At 76.3% G+C, this 17,487-nt stretch carries 14 protein-coding genes; 7 read left to right on the top strand and 7 right to left on the bottom strand.

The genetic code is table 11. The features are described 5' to 3' along the window. Nucleotides 1-22: 22 nt before the first annotated feature. Nucleotides 23-1,561 carry a cytosine permease gene (locus tag LPA54_RS12935; RefSeq protein WP_228976963.1) on the top strand — a complete coding sequence of 513 codons (1,539 nt, stop codon included), beginning with the start codon at nucleotides 23-25 and terminating at the stop codon, nucleotides 1,559-1,561. Between the two features lie 108 nt (nucleotides 1,562-1,669). Here LPA54_RS12935 and LPA54_RS12940 read toward each other — a convergent pair whose 3' ends face one another. The 6 genes from LPA54_RS12940 to LPA54_RS12965 form a co-directional block, all read right to left on the bottom strand. Continuing rightward, on the bottom strand, nucleotides 1,670-2,761 hold the full coding sequence (locus LPA54_RS12940; RefSeq protein WP_228976966.1) for a branched-chain amino acid aminotransferase: 1,092 nt from the start codon (nucleotides 2,759-2,761) through the stop codon (nucleotides 1,670-1,672). 255 nt (nucleotides 2,762-3,016) lie between these two features. After that, entirely contained in the window at nucleotides 3,017-4,060 is a 1,044-nt protein-coding gene (locus tag LPA54_RS12945; protein ID WP_228976968.1) for a 3-isopropylmalate dehydrogenase, read from the bottom strand. An 88-nt stretch (nucleotides 4,061-4,148) separates the two neighbouring features. Next, nucleotides 4,149-4,286 carry a hypothetical protein gene (locus tag LPA54_RS12950; protein ID WP_228976969.1) on the bottom strand — a complete coding sequence of 46 codons (138 nt, stop codon included), beginning with the start codon at nucleotides 4,284-4,286 and terminating at the stop codon, nucleotides 4,149-4,151. A gap of 296 nt (nucleotides 4,287-4,582) precedes the next feature. After that, on the bottom strand, nucleotides 4,583-5,131 hold the full coding sequence (locus tag LPA54_RS12955; protein WP_228976971.1) for a GNAT family N-acetyltransferase: 549 nt from the start codon (nucleotides 5,129-5,131) through the stop codon (nucleotides 4,583-4,585). A gap of 141 nt (nucleotides 5,132-5,272) precedes the next feature. Then, on the bottom strand, nucleotides 5,273-6,904 hold the full coding sequence (pruA, locus tag LPA54_RS12960; protein ID WP_228976974.1) for an L-glutamate gamma-semialdehyde dehydrogenase: 1,632 nt from the start codon (nucleotides 6,902-6,904) through the stop codon (nucleotides 5,273-5,275). Between the two features lie 16 nt (nucleotides 6,905-6,920). Then, nucleotides 6,921-7,847, bottom strand: a complete 927-nt coding sequence (locus LPA54_RS12965; protein ID WP_228976976.1) for a proline dehydrogenase family protein — start codon at nucleotides 7,845-7,847, stop codon at nucleotides 6,921-6,923. Nucleotides 7,848-8,031: 184 nt separating this feature from the next. Between LPA54_RS12965 and LPA54_RS12970 the strand changes: the two genes are divergently transcribed. The 6 genes from LPA54_RS12970 (at nucleotide 8,032) to LPA54_RS12995 (ending at nucleotide 16,397) form a co-directional block, all read left to right on the top strand. After that, nucleotides 8,032-9,240, top strand: coding sequence for a CdaR family transcriptional regulator (locus LPA54_RS12970; RefSeq protein WP_228976978.1), 1,209 nt, complete (start codon nucleotides 8,032-8,034; stop codon nucleotides 9,238-9,240). Nucleotides 9,241-9,361: 121 nt separating this feature from the next. Then, nucleotides 9,362-10,849, top strand: a complete 1,488-nt coding sequence (locus tag LPA54_RS12975; protein WP_228976980.1) for an ABC transporter substrate-binding protein — start codon at nucleotides 9,362-9,364, stop codon at nucleotides 10,847-10,849. Nucleotides 10,850-10,998: 149 nt separating this feature from the next. Then, on the top strand, nucleotides 10,999-12,813 hold the full coding sequence (locus LPA54_RS12980) for an ABC transporter permease subunit (RefSeq protein ID WP_228977007.1): 1,815 nt from the start codon (nucleotides 10,999-11,001) through the stop codon (nucleotides 12,811-12,813). Beyond that, entirely contained in the window at nucleotides 12,803-14,413 is a 1,611-nt protein-coding gene (locus LPA54_RS12985) for an ABC transporter ATP-binding protein (RefSeq protein WP_228976982.1), read from the top strand. The genes LPA54_RS12980 and LPA54_RS12985 overlap by 11 nt, the downstream gene beginning before the upstream one ends. Then, complete coding sequence (locus LPA54_RS12990) at nucleotides 14,410-15,108, top strand: dipeptide/oligopeptide/nickel ABC transporter ATP-binding protein (protein WP_228976984.1); 699 nt, start codon at nucleotides 14,410-14,412, stop codon at nucleotides 15,106-15,108. Before LPA54_RS12985 ends, LPA54_RS12990 begins: the two co-directional genes overlap by 4 nt. Continuing rightward, nucleotides 15,105-16,397, top strand: a complete 1,293-nt coding sequence (locus LPA54_RS12995; protein ID WP_228976986.1) for an MFS transporter — start codon at nucleotides 15,105-15,107, stop codon at nucleotides 16,395-16,397. The genes LPA54_RS12990 and LPA54_RS12995 overlap by 4 nt, the downstream gene beginning before the upstream one ends. A gap of 196 nt (nucleotides 16,398-16,593) precedes the next feature. Here LPA54_RS12995 and LPA54_RS13000 read toward each other — a convergent pair. Continuing rightward, on the bottom strand, nucleotides 16,594-17,487 hold an 894-nt coding region (locus LPA54_RS13000; protein ID WP_228976988.1), incomplete at its 5' end, for an NAD(P)-dependent oxidoreductase.

The raw sequence follows: 17,487 nt of genomic DNA on the forward strand, positions 1-17,487 counted from the left end.
GACCGGACACACAGGAGGCCCCATGCCGATCGAACGACACGGCGTCGACACCATCCCCGAGGCGGAACGCACCAGCGGACCACGCGACCTGGTCGCGATCCTGCTGGGGTCCAACCTCTGCCTGGGGGTGATCGTCTTCGGCTGGCTGCCGGTCTCCTTCGGCCTGGGCCTGTGGCCGGCGGTCACCTCCGTGGTCGCCGGGACGGTCCTCGGCGTCCTCGTCACGGCGCCGCTCGCGCTCGTCTCGCTGCGCACCGCCACCAACCTCTCCACCTCGTCCGGCGCCTTCTTCGGCGTGCGCGGCCGGCTCGTCGGCTCCGTCGTGGGGCTGCTGCTGTCGCTGGGCTACACCGCCCTGACGCTGTGGATCGGCGGCGACGTGGCCCTCGGGGCGCTCGCCCGCCTGCTCGGCGTCCCGACGGGCGGCGCCGCCCACACGGCGGTGTACGCGCTGCTCGCCGGCTGCACGGTGGTCGCGGCGGTGTACGGCTACCGGCTGCTCCTGCGGCTGAGCCGGGTCCTGGCGGTCGGGATGACCGCGCTGCTCGCGCTGGGGCTCGTCGCGTACGCCGGCGACTTCACGGCGGCCGCGCCGCCGGACGCGCCGTACCTGCTCGGCTCCTTCTGGCCGACGTGGCTGCTCTCCGCGGTCGCCGCCGGGCTGAGCGGCCCGGTCGCGTTCATCACGCTGCTGGGCGACTACACGCGGTACGTCTCGCCGCGGCGCCACAACGCCCGGACGGTGTGGTGGGCGACCTGCGCGGGGCTCTTCCTCGGGCTGCTGGTCCCGCAGCTGTTCGGCACGGTCACGGCGCTGGCCGCGCGGGCCGGCGCGGACTACGCGGGGCCGCTGGTGGCGGCCGCGCCGGCGTGGTACCTGCTGCCGCTGCTCCTCGCGGCGGGCGCCGGGTCGGTGGGCAACGCCGGGCTGATGCTGTACTCGATGGGGCTCGACCTGGACGCGATCCTCCCGCGCGCGACGCGTACGGCGGCCACGCTGGTGGTCGCCGCAGTGGCGACGGCGTTCGTGTTCCTCGGCCACTTCGCGTGGGACGCCCGGTCGGCCATGACGTCGTTCGTGCTGCTGCTGACGGCGGTCGGCACCCCGTGGGCCGTGATCACGCTGATGGGGCACGTCCGGTGCCGGGGCCGGTACGACGCGGAGGCCCTCCAGGTACTGAACCGGCGGGCCCGGGGCGGTGCGTACTGGTTCCGCGCCGGGTGGCACCCGGGCGCGACGGCCGCCTGGGCGCTGGGCGCGGCTGCCGGGCTCGCGGGTGTGTCCACGCCGGTGTACGAGGGTCCGCTGCTGGCCCTGACCGGCGGCGTGGACTGCGGTTTCGTCCTGTCGGGCGTGGTCGGGGGCGTGGCGTACGCGCTGCTGGTACGGGGCGGGGACGGGCGGCCCGCCACCACGCCGGACGCCGGGGCGGCCGCGCCGGGGGCCGTGCCGTCCGAGCCGGACGCCGGAGCCCCCGCGCCGGGGGCCGTGCCGTCCGCGCCGGGGGCCGGCGTGCCCGCGTCCGGGGTGGTCGCGGCGCCCGGGGCCGCGGGGCCGTGACGGGCCGCCCGGCCGCCCCGGAGCGGTCCCGGGCCGTCCCGTACGGCCGGGGCGCAGCGGCCCGCCCCGCCCCGGCCGTACGGGACCGGGGCGGGCCGCCGTCGCGGATCAGGCGACCGGGTGCGTCCAGCCGTGGGGGTCCGGCGCCGCGCCCGTCTGGATGTCCAGCAGGGCCTTGCGGAGCTCCAGCGTCACCGCGCCGGGCCGCCCGTCGCCCTGGACCCAGTCGCCCTTCTCGGACTTGACCGTGCCGACCGGCGTGATGACGGCGGCGGTGCCGCAGGCGAAGACCTCGGTGAGGGTGCCGGCCTCCGCGTCGCGGCGCCACTGGTCGGTGGAGATGCGGCCCTCCTCGGACTCGTACCCGAGGTCGCGGGCGACCCGCAGCAGCGAGTCGCGGGTGATGCCCGCCAGCAGGGAGCCGGTCAGCTCGGGCGTGACGATCCTGTTCCCGTACACGAAGTACAGGTTCATGCCGCCCATCTCCTCCACCCAGCGGTGCTCCAGCGCGTCGAGCCAGACGACCTGGTCGCAGCCCTTCGCCGCCGCCTCGGCCTGGGCGAGCAGGGACGCGGCGTAGTTGCCGCCCGTCTTGGCGAAGCCCATGCCGCCGGGGACGGCGCGGACGTAGTTCTCCGACAGCCAGACGGAGACGGGACGCACGCCGCCGGGGAAGTACGCGCCGGCCGGGGAGGCGATGACGATGAAGAGGTACTCGTTGGCCGGGCGGACCCCGAGCCCCACCTCGTTGGCGATCATGAAGGGGCGCAGGTACAGGGACTCCTCGCCGCCGTGCGGCGGCACCCACGCCTCGTCCTGCCGGACCAGGGCGTCGCACGCGGCGACGAAGGTCTCCACGGGCAGCTCGGGCATGGCGAGGCGGCGCGCGGAGAGGCGGAACCGCTCGGCGTTGGCCTCCGGGCGGAAGAGCGAGACGGAGCCGTCGGGGCGGCGGTACGCCTTCAGCCCCTCGAAGATCTCCTGCGCGTAGTGCAGGGTCATGTTGGCCGGGTCGATGGAGAGCGGCGCGTACGGCGTGAGCTGGGCGTCGTGCCAGCCGCGGCCCTCGGTCCACTTGATCGTCACCATGTGGTCGGTGAAGTGGCGGCCGAAGCCGGGGCTGGCCAGGATCGCCTCGCGCTGCACGGCGGACAGCGGGTTCGAGGAGGGCTTGAGCTCGATCGTCGTTGGCGTCGTCATGAGTGCTTGTCCTTCACCGGTTGTGTGTGACGGACCGCGCTCACGCCGCTCCAGCCGCTGTCGCTGCTGCTGCCAGGACGTCCGAGCATCACCGCATGCCGCGGCCCCGCGTTCGATTATCGCTCGGGAGGCCGGGCCGGGGAAACGGGTGTGACCGCGGTCCGGGGTTCGATGGTGGCACCCGGGGCGGCACAGGAGAAGCCGCCGGGTGCGGTGCGACCCGGCGGCTGTCCCTGCTGACGTGCGGGCGGCGGGTCAGTGCGCCACGCGTACCGCGAGCGCGTCGCCGATCTCGTCCGTGGTGCGCGCGGCGGCGCCGGTCCGCGCCGCGAGGTCGGCGGTGACCGCCTCCTCGATGCGGACGGCCTCCGCCTCGTGGCCGAGGTGGCGCAGGAGCAGCGCGACGGACAGGACGGTCGCGGTCGGGTCGGCCTTGCCCTGCCCCGCGATGTCGGGCGCGGAGCCGTGGACGGGCTCGAACATCGACGGGAAGTCGCCGGCCGGGTTGATGTTGCCGGAGGCGGCCAGGCCGATGCCGCCGGTCACGGCGGCGGCGAGGTCCGTGAGGATGTCGCCGAAGAGATTGTCGGTGACGATGACGTCGAACCGCTCGGGCTGCGTGACGAAGAAGATCGTCGCCGCGTCCACGTGCAGGTAGTCGGTCGTGACCTCGGGGTACTCCTCGCCGACCCGGTCGAAGATCTTCTTCCACATGTGGCCGGCGTACACGAGCACGTTGTTCTTGTGGACGAGGGTCAGCTTCTTGCGCGGGCGGGCCTTGGCCCGCTCGTACGCGTCGCGGACGACGCGCTCGACGCCGTACGCGGTGTTGACGCTCACCTCGGTGGCGACCTCGGCGGGGGTGCCGGTGCGCAGGCTGCCGCCGTTCCCGGTGTAGGGGCCCTCGGTGCCCTCGCGCACGACGACGAAGTCGATGGCCGGGCTCCCGGCGAGCGGGGTCGCGGTGTTCGGGAAGAGCTTCGACGGACGCAGGTTGACGTAGTGGTCGAAGGCGAAGCGGAGCTTCAGCAGCAGGCCCCGCTCCAGGACGCCCGAGGGCACGGACGGGTCGCCGATCGCGCCGAGGAGGATGGCGTCGTGGCCCTTGAGGGCCTCCAGCTCCGCGTCGGGGAGGGTCTCCCCGGTGCGGTGCCAGCGCCGGGCGCCGAGGTCGTACTCCTTGGTCTCCAGCTTCACGTCCTGCGGAAGGACGGCACGGAGGACCTTGAGTCCCTGGGCCACGACCTCCTGGCCGATGCCGTCACCGGGGATCACTGCGAGATTGATGCTGCGAGACATGGCCGCACCCTACTCTTCGTCCCACTGCCTGACACGCGTCGTCCATCATGTGGACGGACGCCGCGTGTCGGGACCGGGGCGCGGACGGTCAGTGGCCGGTGGAGCCGCCGTTGTCCCGGCGGTCCAGGGCGCGCTGCAGGGCGGCGGCGGCGTTCTTGCGGTCGGTGTCGGCGGGGCGCGCGGCGGCGTGGCGGCGGACGCGGCGGACGGCGGTGACTGCGCTCATGGTGCGACTCCTTCAGGGCAACGGCTGGGGAGGCGCCGGAAGGGGCGGGGAGCGCTGCCGCAGGGGTGGCCTGCCAAGGGGGCACCGCGCTCTCGACCGCCGTTCGCTGATGGAGCGAGACGTTCGGCTCCTCCCAACGTAGGCGAGCGCGGCTCGGCTGTCTCCACGAATACTCGGACTTCCTACTATCTGAGACGAGGCATGGCCAGAGCACCACGTCCCGTCACAGCACGTGGCGCGGCCGGGTCACGGCCGGTCGCCGCCGGCGCCGGGTCGGGCACGTCGCCGCCGCCGGGTCACAGCACGTCGCCGTCGCGCCAGTCGAAGAGCAGCGGTCCGTCCTCCGGGGCGGGGAGCGGGCGCCCGGCGGCGGGGAGCAGGAAGGTGCTGTCCTCCTCGTCCGGCAGGTGGACGGTGCCGTGGGGGCCGTACCCGTGGACGGCGCCCTTCCACAGCTGCCAGCCGCGCGAGCGGTACAGCAGGGCGCCCTCGTCCGAGGCGGACAGGGCGCCGAAGTCGTACGCCCGGTCGACGACGCCCTCCAGGGCCTCCATCACCAGATGGCCGAGGCCCTGCCGGCGCCGGTCCGCGCGGACGCCGACGCCCTCGACGTAGCCGACGCGGTGGGCGCGCCCGGCGTGCACGACCCGGCGCATGACGACGCTGCCGTGCGCGACGATCCGCCCGTCGGCGTCCTCGACCCAGGCGTGCACCCCGCCGAGGCCGTGCTCCCAGTCCTCGTCGGAGAAGTCGCCGTCGAAGAAGTCGTCGAGCGCGGCGCGCAGCCGCTCCTGCTCGGCGGGGGCCAACTCGTGCGTGTGGGCGGTGCGGAGGCGGTCACTCATACCGCCCACTGTCGCATCCGCGCGCCCCGGCGGGCCCGGCGTACCGCACGTTCGCGCCACCCGCCGGCCGGGGGCCCGGCATGGGAACCGCCCCCGACCGGCGTGGGGGCCGGAGGGGGGCGGTGTCGGGGTGGGCGCGGGTCAGCCCATGTGCGGGTACGTGTAGTCGGTCGGCGGGACCAGCGTCTCCTTGATGGCGCGGGTCAGGGTCCAGCGCATGAGGTTCTGCGGGGCGCCGGCCTTGTCGTTCGTGCCGGAGGCGCGGCCGCCGCCGAAGGGCTGCTGGCCGACGACGGCGCCGGTCGACTTGTCGTTGATGTAGAAGTTGCCCGCGGCGAACCGCAGCTTGTCCATCGTGTACGCGGCGGCGGCGCGGTCCTGGGCGATGACGGAGCCGGTCAGGGCGTACGCCGAGACGGCCTCCATCTGCTCCAGCATCGCGTCGTACTGCTCGTCCTCGTAGACGTACACCGCGAGGAACGGGCCGAAGTACTCGGTGGTGAAGACCTCGTTGGCCGGGTCGGTGCACTCGACGACCGTGGGGCGGACGAAGTAGCCGACGGAGTCGTCGTAGGTGCCGCCCGCGACGATCGTGCAGGTCGGGTCCTCCTTCGCCCGGTCGATGGCGGCCTTGTTCTTGGCGAAGGCCCGCTCGTCGATGACGGCGCCGATGAAGTTCGTCAGGTCGGTGACGTCACCCATCTTGATGCCGTCGACCTCGGCCGCGAACTCCTCCTTGAAGCCGGAGTTCCAGATCGAGGCGGGGATGTACGCGCGGGAGGTCGCCGAGCACTTCTGGCCCTGGTACTCGAAGGAGCCGCGGGTCAGCGCGGTCTTCAGGATGGCGCGGTCGGCGCTCGGGTGGGCGACGACGAAGTCCTTGCCGCCGGTCTCGCCGACGATGCGCGGGTAGCCGCGGTACTTCTCGATGTTGTTGCCGACCGTCTTCCACAGGTGCTGGAAGGTCTTGGTCGAGCCGGTGAAGTGGATGCCGGCGAGCTCCGGGTGGTTCAGGGCCACCTCGGAGACGGCGATGCCGTCGCCCGTCACCAGGTTGATGACGCCCTTGGGCAGGCCGGCCTCCTCCAGCAGCTGCATGAGCAGCACGGCGGCGTGGGTCTGCGTGGGGGACGGCTTCCAGACCACCACGTTGCCCATGAGGGCCGGGGCGGTGGGGAGGTTGCCGGCGATGGCGGTGAAGTTGAAGGGGGTGATCGCGTAGACGAAGCCCTCCAGCGGGCGGTGGTCGAGGCGGTTCCACACACCCGGGGAGTTGGCCGGCGGCTGCTCGGCGAGCAGGTCGCGGGCGTACTTGACGTTGAAGCGCCAGAAGTCGACGAGCTCGCACGGGGTGTCGATCTCGGCCTGCTGGACGGTCTTCGACTGGCCGAGCATGGTCGAGGCGGCCATCGTCTCGCGCCACGGGCCGGCCAGCAGCTCGGCGGCGCGCAGGATGATCGCCGCGCGGTCGTCGAAGGACATCGCGCGCCACGCCGGGGCGGCGGCGAGGGCCGCGTCGATCGCGTCCTGCGCGTCGGCCTGCGTGGCGCCGGCGAAGGTGCCGAGGACCTTGGCGTGGTTGTGCGGCTGTACGACGTCCACGCGCTCGCCGCCGCCCATCCGCTTGACGCCGCCGATGGTCATCGGCAGGTCGATGGGGTTCTCGGACAGCTCCTTGAGCTTGGCCTCGAGGCGGATGCGCTCGGCCGAGCCGGGGGCGTAGGTGTGGACCGGCTCGTTGACCGGAGCGGGGACCTGGGTCACAGCGTCCATGAGTTCCGTAACTCCTTCAGTTCTTGGTGATCATCGAGCGGACGAAGAACAGCAGGTTGGCCGGCTTCTCCGCGAGGCGGCGCATGAAGTACCCGTACCAGTCGGTGCCGTACGCGGTGTAGACGCGCATCCGGTGCCCTTCGGCGGCGAGGCGCACGTGCTCCTCGCTGCGGATGCCGTAGAGCATCTGGAACTCGTACTCGTCCAGTTTGCGCCCGTGGCGGCGGGCGAGCTCCTGGGTGATGGCGATGAGCCGCGGGTCGTGCGACCCGATCATGGGGTAGCCGCTGCCCGCCATGAGGGTGCCGAGGACGCGGACGTACGCCTTGTCGATCTCCGCCTTGTCCTGGTGGGCGACGGAGGCCGGCTCCTTGTAGGCGCCCTTCACGATCCGGACGCGGCTGCCGTTCGCGGCGAGGCGGCGGGCGTCCTCCTCCGTGCGGAAGAGGTACGCCTGGATGACGCAGCCGGTCTGCGGGAAGTCCTTCCGCAGCTCCTCGTGGATGGCGAACATCGAGTCCAGGGTGGTGTGGTCCTCGGCGTCCAGGGTGACCGTGGTGCCGATCTCCGCCGCGGCCTCGACGACGGGGCGGACGTTGGCGAGGGCGAGCTCGTGCCCGCCCTCCAGCGCCTGGCCGAACATCGACAGCTTGACCGACATCTCCGCCCTCGTGCCGAGGCCGAGGGGCTTGAGCCGCTCGATCAGCCGCAGGTAGGCGTCGCGGGCCGCGGTGGCCTGCTCGGGGGTGGTGATGTCCTCGCCGACGACGTCGAGGGTGGCCTCCAGGCCCTTGTCCGTGAGGTCCGTGACGATGGGGACGACCTGGTCGACCGTCTCACCGGGGATGAACCGGTTGACGACCGGCTTGGTCACCGGGGCCGCCGACACGATGCGGCGCATCTTGTCACTGCGCGAAGCGGCGAGGATCACGGGACCCAGCACGGGGCACCTCCAACGAACACGGATGGGGAACAGGACGGACACGGCCGTCGTCCGACGCTGCGGAAACGGCACGGAGAACCACCGTGAAACCTAAGGATCGCCCCGGACGCGGGCCATCGACAGCTGTCACGCATCCGTGCCGCGGATCTCAGACATCTGTCTGAAGAGGTGGCAGAATGTCCGGGTGAAGGCGGATTACCAAGAACTGGTCGACGAGATCTCGGCGCTCCTGGGCGCCCCGGCCACGCTGGAGAACCGGGACTTCGGCCTGATCGCCTTCGGCGCGCACGACAGCGACGACGCCTCGGCGATGGACCCCGTCCGCACCCGCTCGATCCTCACCCGCAAGTCCACCCCGGCGGTGCGCGCGTGGTTCGAGGGGTTCGGCATCGCCCGGGCGACCGGCCCGGTGCGCATCCCGGCCGCCCCGGAGGCGGGCGTCAACCGCGACCGCCTCTGCCTGCCCGTCCGCCACCGCGGCGTCGTCCTCGGGTACGTCTGGCTGCTCGACGCCTCGCCGGGACCCGCTCCGGAGCGGCTCGACGCGGCCATGGAGGTGGCCGCGCGCGTCGGGGCCCTCCTCGCGGACGAGGAGCGGGCCTCGGCGGACCTGTCCCGGGAGCTGCGGGCGGCGCTCACCGCCGAGCGGGACTGGCAGTCCGACCTGGCGCTGGCCGCCCTGCGCGCGGCGCTCGGGCCGGGCGCCGAGGGGCTGCACGCCGTGGTGTGCGTCGCCCCGTGGCCGGGTGGGGACGATCCCCCGCCGGTCCGTACGGCCCCGGGCGCGGCGGCCCTGTGCACGGTGCCGTGGCCCGCCCCGGGCGCTCCCTCCGGCGGGCAGGCGGCGGGCGGACGCGGCGAACCGGGCGGGGGCTGCGCGCCCGGCCGGCACGCGGTGGCCGCCCTGGTGCGGCTGCGGGCGGCCGAGGCGCTCTCCCCCGCCGTGACGGCCGGCGGCCGGCTGTGCGACGCGGCGGGGCCGGGCGCCGTCGCGGGCGTCGCGGGCCCGCGGCGCGGACTGGCGGAGCTGCCGGCGGCCTGGACCGAGGCGACGGCGGCGGCCCGCGCGGCGCTGGCCGAACCGCGGCTGGGGCCGGTCGCGCCCTGGTCGTCCGTCGGCCCGTACCGGCTCCTCACCGCGCTGCCCGCGGAGGTGCGCGACGACGCCGCCGTACGGCCGCTGCTGGCCCCCGTCCACGCCGAACTGGCGCGCACGGCCGAGACCTTCCTCGACTGCGCGGGCCAGGCGGGGCGCACGGCCGCCGCCCTCGGCATCCACCGGCAGACGCTGTACTACCGCCTCTCCCGGGTCGAGCAGCTGACCGGCCTGGACCTGGACAGCGGCGAGGACCGGCTGCTGCTGCACATGGCCCTGAAGGCGCGCGGCCTGTAGGGGGCACGGGCGAGGGGCGGGCAGCGCCCGGTGGGGTGCGGATCGCGGCCCGTTGTTGAAAACCGTAATCATTTGCTACGGTCCAGGCATCCCCGCCCCACCGCCCCTGAAGGGTGCCCCCGTGCGTCGTCCCCTCACCTCCGCGCTCGCGCTGATATCCGCGTCCGTGCTGCTCACCGGCTGCTTCGCGGCGGCACCGGACGGCGACGGCGCCGCGCGCGGCGGCGACGGACGCGTCCGCGTCGCGATGATGAACCCGCCCCGGTCCGGGCTGTCGCCGCTCTCCGACGACGCCTTCAAGCTGTCCCGCTGGTCCACCGCCGAGACCCTGGTGGTCCTCGACGAGGAGGGCGACGCCCGGCCGGCCCTGGCCACCTCCTGGAAGCGGCACGGCACCGGCTGGACCTTCACCCTCCGCGACGGCGTGACCTTCCACGACGGGACCCCGCTCACCGCCCGCGACGTCGAGCGCTCCCTCACCCGCGCGGCCGGCGCCTCCCCCAAGCCCCGCATCCTCGACGGCGTCCGGCTCGACGTGCGCGCCTCCGGCCGGACGGTCACGCTCACCACCCCGGCCGCCGACCCCCTCCTCCCCCAGCGGCTCAGCTCCCCGCAGCTGTCGATCCTCTCCGCGCGGGCGTACCGGGGGAAGACGGTCGACCCGGTCGGCACGGGCACCGGCGCCTTCCGCCTCACCCGCGTCGACGGCACCACCTCCGCCTCCCTCGACCGGTACGACGGCTACTGGGGCGGCAGGGCCAAGGCGGCCGGCATCGACGTGACGTTCGTCCCCGACGGCACCGCCCGCGCCGCCGCGCTGCGCACGGGCGAGGCGGACATCGTGGAGGCGGTACCGGTCTCCCAGGCGGCCCTGCTCGACCAGGACCTCGTCACGGAGGTCCCGATGCCCCGCACCAACACCCTGTACCTCAACACCCGCAAGGGGCCCTTCCGCGACCCGGCGCTGCGGGCGGCCGCGCGCCGGGCCGTCGACGCCCGGCCCCTGGTCGAGGGCGTGTACGAGGGCCGGGCCGACCTCGCCCAGGGGCTGCTCGGGCCCGCCGTGACGTGGGCCGACGACCTGCGCCCCGCCCGTACCCCCGCCCCGGCGGCCGACCCGGGCGGGGCGGTGATCACCATCGGCACCTTCACCGACCGCGCCGAGCTGCCCGAGGTCGCGCAGGCGCTCCAGCAGCAGCTTCGGGCCGCCGGGTTCACCGTCCGGCTCGACGTGCGCGAGTACGCCGCCATCGAGGGCGACGCGCTGGCCGGCGCGTTCGACGCGTTCCTCCTGTCCCGGGCCACCGTCCTGGACTCCGGCGACCCGGCCGCCTACCTGTTCAGCGACTTCTCCTCCGAGGGCTCCTTCAACCTCTCCCAGCTCGCCGACCCGACCGTGGACGCCGCCCTGCGCAAGGCCGCCGACGCGCCCGCCGGGGACACCCGCCGCAGGGCGGTCATGGCGGCGGAGGCGGCCGTCCTGGCCACCGACGCCGCCGTGCCGCTGCTGCACGAGCGGGTCGTCCAGGGCGACGCCGCCGGTGTCGTGGGCGCCGCGCACGACCCGCGCGAGCGGCTGCTCGTCACGCCCGACACGTACGTCAAGTGAGCGGCGCCCGCCCGCGCCGGCGGGTCAGCGCCGCCACCCGCCTGCGGCGGCGCGCCGAGGCCGTCACCCGCCCCCGGCGGGCCGGCGGGGCCGCGGGGGCCGCCGTCCGCCGCCAGGGCGGGGGCGGGGCCGCCGTGCGCCACCGGCGGGTGAGCGGGGCCGCCGGCCCCCGGCGCGGGGTCGCGGCCGGCGTCCGGGCCCTGGCCCTCGCGGCGGTGCTGGCCGCGGTCGGCCTGCTGCCCTGGCTCTCCGGCCGCGACCCGGCGCTCACCGTGCTGCGCGCCAGGTACGCCGAGCAGGAGCCGAGCGCCGAGGCGCTCGCCGCCGTCCGCGCCGACCTGGGGCTCGACGCCGGTCCGCTCGCCCTCCTCGGCACCTGGCTGCGCGGCCTGCTCGGCGGCGACCTCGGCGCCTCCTGGGTGTCGGGCGCCGACGTCCTGCCGTCCGTCGCCGCGGGCCTGCGCGTGTCGCTGGGCCTGATGGGCGCGGCGCTCGGGGTGGCCCTGGTGGTCGCCGCCGCGCTGGCCGTGCCCGTCCTGGTACGGGGGCGCGGCACGTCCGGCACCGTCGCCGCGGTGCTCGCCGCCGTACCGGAGTTCCTCCTCGCCGCGGTGCTGCTCGTCGTCGGCGCCGTCTGGCTCGGCTGGTTCCCCTCGGCGGGCTGGCAGGGCCCGGCCCACCTCGTGCTGCCGGCCCTCGCCCTGGGCGTGCCGGCCGGGGGCCTGCTCGGGCGGCTGGCCGCCGACGCCCTCCCGGCCGTACTCGGCGAACGCTGGGTCGAGCTGTGGCGCGGCTCCGGGGTGAGCCGCGCCCTGATCGTCCGCGCCGCGCTGCGGCGGGCCCTGCCGCCGCTGGTTCCGCAGGGCGGCATGGTCATGGTCGGGCTCACCGGGGGCGCGGTCGCCGTCGAGACGGTGTTCGCGGTGCCCGGGATCGGCCGTACGGCGCTGGGCGCGGCCCGGTCGCAGGACCTGCCGCTCCTCCAGGGCGCCGTCCTCGCCCTGCTGCTGCTCGGCCTGACGGTGGGCGCGGCGGCGGCGCTCGTGCGCCGCCGGCTGCTCGGCCCGGGGCTGCGCGACGCCGCGCTGGCGCCGCCCCCGCCCCGGCCGGCGCGGGTCGGGCCGGCCGTGCCGGCCACCCTGGCCGCCGTGCTGGCGGCGGTGGTCCTCTGGGGGCTGCTGCGCGACCCGTACACCGTGGACACGGCGGCCCGGCTCGCCCCGCCGTCGCTCGCGCACCCGCTCGGCACGGACGGCCTCGGCCGGGACGTGCTGGCCCGGCTCGGCCACGGCGCGGCGTCGACCGCCGGGACCGCCGCCGCCGTGTGCGCGCTGAGCCTCCTCGTCGCGGTGCTGCTCGGCTTCGTCCCCGCGGTGGCCGCCGGAGCCGCGGACATCGCCAACGCCCTGCCCCCGGTGATCGTCGGCATCCTCGTCGCGGCGGCGGCCGGGCCCGGCACCGCGGGCGCGGCCACCGCCGTGGCGCTGGTCTCCTGGCCGCCGCTGGCCGCGCACGCCGCCGCGCTCGTCCAGGAGGTCCGCGCGTCGGGCTTCCTGCTGGCGCAGCGGGCGATCGGAGCCGGCCCCGGCTGGGTGCTGACCCGGCACGTGCTGCCGTCGGTGGCCGGGCCGGTCGCCCGCCACGCCGTGCTGCGGCTGCCGGGCGTCGCGCTCGCCCTGGCCTCACTCGGCTTCCTCGGCCTCGGCGCGCCGCCGCCCTCCCCGGAGTGGGGACTGCTGCTCGACGAGTCGCGCGCGTACGTGGAGCGGGCCCCGTGGGCGGCGCTCGCGCCGGCGGCGGCCCTGGCGTGGCTCGCGGCGCTGGCGGTCTCGCTCGCCGCCTACGCCTCGTCCGACCGCGCCCGCCCGGCCCGCCGCCCCGGCACCGCGCCGCCCCGGGTCCGCCCCCGCTTCCCGCGCTTCCCGCGCTCCCCGCTCCGTAAGGCGGCGCCCCGTGCCCACTGACAACCTGCCCGGCCCCCCGTCCACCCGTACGTCCGCCCCCGCCCCCGCTTCCGCTGCGGCGTCGGCGCCCGCACCCGCCGGGCCGGCGGCCCCGGGGCACACGGCGGCGGCCTCCCCGACCACCTGCGCCGCCCGGGCCGCCTCCGGCCCCATGCCGGCTGCCCCGCCCGTCGACCGGCCGACGGGCGCCCCCGCGGACTGTTCCGTCGGCGGCGCCCCGGACGGGACGCCGGGCGGTTCCGTGGCCCCGGCGGTACGGCCGGACGCCTCCGTCACCGGCGGCTCGCCGGCCGACGCACCCGCCCGGCGGTCCGTCGACCGGGCATCGGCCCCGGCGACCGTCACCCCTGCCACCGCGGTCACCCGGGTCGCTCCGGCGGCCCCGGCCGCCCTGGCCGCTCCGACCTCTCCTACCTCTCCGACCTCTCCGACCTCTCCGACCGCCGTGGTCACCCCGGCCACCCCTGCCGCCACGACCGCGCCCACCACGCCCTCACCTGCCGCTCCTTCCGCCTCCCCCTCCCCTTCCCCTTCCGCCTCCACCTCCGCACCGGCCACGGTCCCGGCGGGCCCGCCGTCGGTCCGGCCGCCCGGCGCCCCGCCCCGCCCGCCGCTCGTCTCCGTACGCGACCTGCGGATCTCGGTCGGCGGGGCCGAGGTCGTACGCGGGGTGGGCTTCGACGTCCACGACGGCGAGGCCTTCGCCCTGGTCGGCGAGTCCGGCGCCGGCAAGTCCCTCACCGCGCGGTCGCTGCTGGGTCTCGTCCCGCCCGGGGCGCGGACGGCCGGCAGCGTCCGGCTGCGCGGCACCGAGCTGGTCGGGGCGCGGCGCGGGGAACTCGCCGCGCTGTGGGGGCGGCGGGTCGCCCTCGTCCCGCAGGACTCGCTCTCCGCCCTCTCCCCCGTCCACCCCGTCGGCGACCAACTCGCCGCCGCCGTACGGTCGGTGCGCGGGCTGTCCCGCGCCGCCGCGCGCGCCCGGGCGGCGGCCGCCCTGGACCGCGTCGGCGTCCCCGCGGCCCGCGCCGGGGCGTACCCGCACGAGCTGTCCGGCGGCATGCGCCAGCGGGCGGTCATCGCGATGGCCACCGTCAACGAACCGGAACTGCTGGTCGCCGACGAACCGACCACCGCGCTCGACCCCGACCGCCGCGCCCTGGTGCTGGAGCTGCTCGCCGCGCAGCGGGCGGCGACCGGCGCGGCGCTGGTCCTCGTCACCCACGACCTGGACGCGGTCCGCGACCACGCCGACCGGGTCCTCGTCCTGTACGCGGGGCGGCACGTCGAGTCCGGCGCGGTGCGGGACGTCCTGGAGCGCCCCCGCGCCCCGTACACGGCCGGGCTCCTCGCCTGTCTGCCGGCCTCCGCGCCGGGGACGGCGGCCGGCCGGAGCCGGTACCTGCCGACGATCGGCGGCGCGCCGCCCCCGCCGGGGGAGCCGGCGACGGGCTGCGCGTTCGCGCCGCGCTGCCCGGCGGCCGAGGCCGGCTGCCTCACCCGCACGCCCCTGCCCCGTCCGGTGGACGGCCGCGAGGTCTCCTGCGACCGGGCCGAGCACCTGCCCGACGCGCCCGGCGAGCTGTTCGCGGAGGCGGTGTGAGCGCCCCGGCCGCCCCGGCCCCCCTGCTCGACGTCCGCGACCTGGTGGTCCGCCACGGCCCGGTGACCGCCGTGGACGGCGTGTCGTTCACGCTGCGCGCCGGGGAGACCCTCGCCCTGGTCGGCCCCTCGGGGTGCGGCAAGTCCTCGACCGCCGCCGCCGTACTGGGTCTGCGGCGGCCCGACGCGGGCGAGGTGTGGTTCGAGGGGCGCGAGATCACGCGCCTGACGGAGCGGCAGCTGAGGCCGCTGCGCCCGGCGATGCAGCCGGTGTTCCAGGACCCGTACGGCTCGCTCAGCCCCCGTCTGCGCGTCCGCGACGCGGTCGCGGAGCCGCTGCGGGTGCAGGGCCGCTGGGACCGGGAGACCGGGCCCGCGCGGGTCGCCGAGCTGCTGGAGACGGTGGGACTCGACCCGGCGCTCGGCGACCGGCGGCCGTACGAGCTGTCCGGCGGCCAGTGCCAGCGTGCCGGCATCGCGCGGGCGCTGGCGAGCGGCCCGCGCCTGCTGGTGCTGGACGAACCGGTGTCGGCGCTCGACCCGGGCGTACGGGCGGGGGTGCTCAACCTGCTGGTGGACCTGCGGGAGCGGCTGGGCCTCGGCTCTCTGTTCATCTGCCACGACCCCGCGCTCGTGCGCCACTTCGCCGACCGGGTGGCCGAGATGCGGGCCGGCCGGATCGAGCGGGTCTCGTGAGCCCCCTGGCGCGGCTGCTCGTCGGCAGCCAGTTCGCGTTCAACGTCGGCTTCTTCGCCGTGCTGCCCTACCTCGCCCAGCACCTGGGCGGCACGCTCGGCCTGGGCGGCTGGCTGGTGGGGCTGGTGCTCGGGCTGCGCACCTTCAGCCAGCAGGGGCTGTTCGTGGTGGGCGGCGCGCTCACCGACCGCTACGGGCCGCGCCCGGTGGTGCTGGCCGGGTGCGCGCTGCGGGTGGCGGGCTTCGGGTGGCTCGCCGTCGCGCAGGGCGCGGGCGCGGTGGTCGGCGCGGTGGTGCTGGTGGGCTTCGCCGCGGCCCTGTTCTCCCCGGCGGTCGAGTCGGAGGTGGTCCGCGAGGCGGTGCGGCTGGAGCGGTCGACCGGCCTGCCCCGTACCCGGCTGCCGGCCCGGTTCGCCGCGGCGGGCCAGGCGGGCGCGCTGGCCGGGCCGGTCCTGGGGGCGGTGCTGCTGTCGGGCCGGTTCCGCGTGGCGTGCGTGGCGGGGGCGGTGGTCTTCGCGGTGGTGCTGGCCGGGCACGCGCGGCTGATGCCGCGCCGTGCGGCGGCGGGCGTCACGGGTGGCAGCGGTACGGAAGCGGGCCCCGCCGGAGCGGGCCCCGCCGGAGCGGGCCCCGCCGGAGCGGGCCCCGCCGGAGGCGGCCTCCCGGAAGGCGGCCTCGCGGGGCCGGGCGTCGGCGGTGTCCTGCGCCACCGGGCGTTCCTCGGCCTGACGGCGGTCTACGCGGCGTACCTCCTCGCGTACAACCAGCTGTACCTCGCGCTGCCGGCCGAGGTGGGCCGGGCCACGGGCTCGCAGGCGGCGGTGGGCTGGCTGTTCGCGCTGTCGTCGGTGCTGGTGGTCGCCGGGCAGCTGCCGCTGGAGCGGTGGGTGGCCGCGCGCTGGTCCTGGCGGACGACGGTGCGGGCCGGGCTGGTGGCCGTGGCGGCCGCCTTCGCCGCCGCCGGGGCGCTGCGGCCGGTGGGCGGGCTGTGGCCGGCGGCGGTGTTCGTGGTGCTGCTGGCCGTCGGTCAGATGCTGGTCTCGCCGGCGGTGCGGGCCTGGCTGCCGGAGCTGGTGGACGAGCGGCGGCTGGGGCTGTACACCGGCGCCATGTCGTCCCTCGCGGGGCTGGTGGTGCTGGTGGGAGGGGCGCCCGCCGGGGCGCTGCTGGCCGGCCCCTGGTACTGGCCGGTGTTCACCGCGCTCACCCTGCTGGGCCTGGCGGCCGTGCCCCGTACCGGCGCGGCGGCCCCGTCCACCCGGCCCGCGGCACCCGCCTCCGGCGCCTGAGACGGGGCATGGACGGGGCCTGAGACGAGGCATGAGACGGACGCACCCGCCCGGTACCGCCCGCCGGCCCCGCGCACCCGCCCGCCCGACGGACGCAGCGGTGCCCCGTCCGCGGGTCGCGGACGGGGCACCGGAGGGTCCGTCAGGCTCCGGACGTCCGCTGGCTGGGGCCGGGGGCGTCGGGGGCGCTGCGGCGTCAGACCAGGTTGACGGATCGGGCCGACACGGCGCCGACCTCGTCGGCGAGTTCCGCGAGGACCGCCGGCGGCAGGGTGTCGTCGATGGTGAGGACCGCCAGGGCCTCGCCGCCCTCCTCGGCGCGGGAGACCTGCATGCCGGCGATGTTGAGGCCGGCCTCGCCGAGGATGCGGCCGACGGTGCCGACGACACCGGGGCGGTCCTCGTAGCGGAGCACCACCATGTGGTCGGCGAGCGCCAGGTCGACGTCGAAGTCGCCGACCGCGACGATCTTCTGGAGGTGCTTGGGCCCGACCAGCGTGCCCGAGACGGCGACCTCCTCGCCGCTGCCGAGGGTGCCGCGGACGGTGAGGACGTTGCGGTGGTCGGGGGACTCGCTGCTCGTGGTGAGCCGCACCTCGACGCCGCGCTCCTGCGCGAACAGCGGGGCGTTGACGTAACTGACCGTCTCGTCGACGACGTCCTCGAAGACGCCCTTGAGCGCCGACAGCTCCAAGACCTTGACGTCGTGCTGGGTGATCTCGCCGTACACCTCGACGTCGAGGCGGACCGCGACCTCGCCCGCCAGGGCGGTGAAGATGCGGCCGAGGCGCTCGGCGAGCGGCAGGCCCGGCTTGACGTCCTCGGCGATGACGCCGCCCTGGACGTTCACCGCGTCCGGGACCAGCTCGCCGGCGAGGGCGAGGCGCACCGAGCGGGCGACCGCGATGCCGGCCTTCTCCTGGGCCTCGTCCGTGGACGCGCCGAGGTGCGGGGTGCAGACCACCTGGTCGAGCTCGAACAGCGGGGAGTCCGTGCAGGGCTCCTTCGCGTACACGTCCAGGCCGGCGCCCGCGACGCGGCCCTCCTTCAGCGCCGCGTACAGCGCCTCCTCGTCGACGATGCCGCCGCG

The organism is Streptomyces sp. DH12, assembly GCF_020873895.1.
In the GTDB taxonomy this organism is placed as follows: Bacteria; Actinomycetota; Actinomycetes; order Streptomycetales; family Streptomycetaceae; genus Streptomyces.

Excerpts from the sequence above, each read along its gene's own strand:
- LPA54_RS12935 (WP_228976963.1), top strand. The coding sequence starts at position 23 with ATGCCGATCGAACGACACGGCGTCGACACCATCCCCGAGGCGGAACGC.
- LPA54_RS12940 (WP_228976966.1), bottom strand. The coding sequence starts at position 2,761 with ATGACGACGCCAACGACGATCGAGCTCAAGCCCTCCTCGAACCCGCTG.
- LPA54_RS12945 (WP_228976968.1), bottom strand. The coding sequence starts at position 4,060 with ATGTCTCGCAGCATCAATCTCGCAGTGATCCCCGGTGACGGCATCGGC.
- LPA54_RS12950 (WP_228976969.1), bottom strand. The coding sequence starts at position 4,286 with ATGAGCGCAGTCACCGCCGTCCGCCGCGTCCGCCGCCACGCCGCCGCG.
- LPA54_RS12955 (WP_228976971.1), bottom strand. The coding sequence starts at position 5,131 with ATGAGTGACCGCCTCCGCACCGCCCACACGCACGAGTTGGCCCCCGCC.
- pruA (WP_228976974.1), bottom strand. The coding sequence starts at position 6,904 with ATGGACGCTGTGACCCAGGTCCCCGCTCCGGTCAACGAGCCGGTCCAC.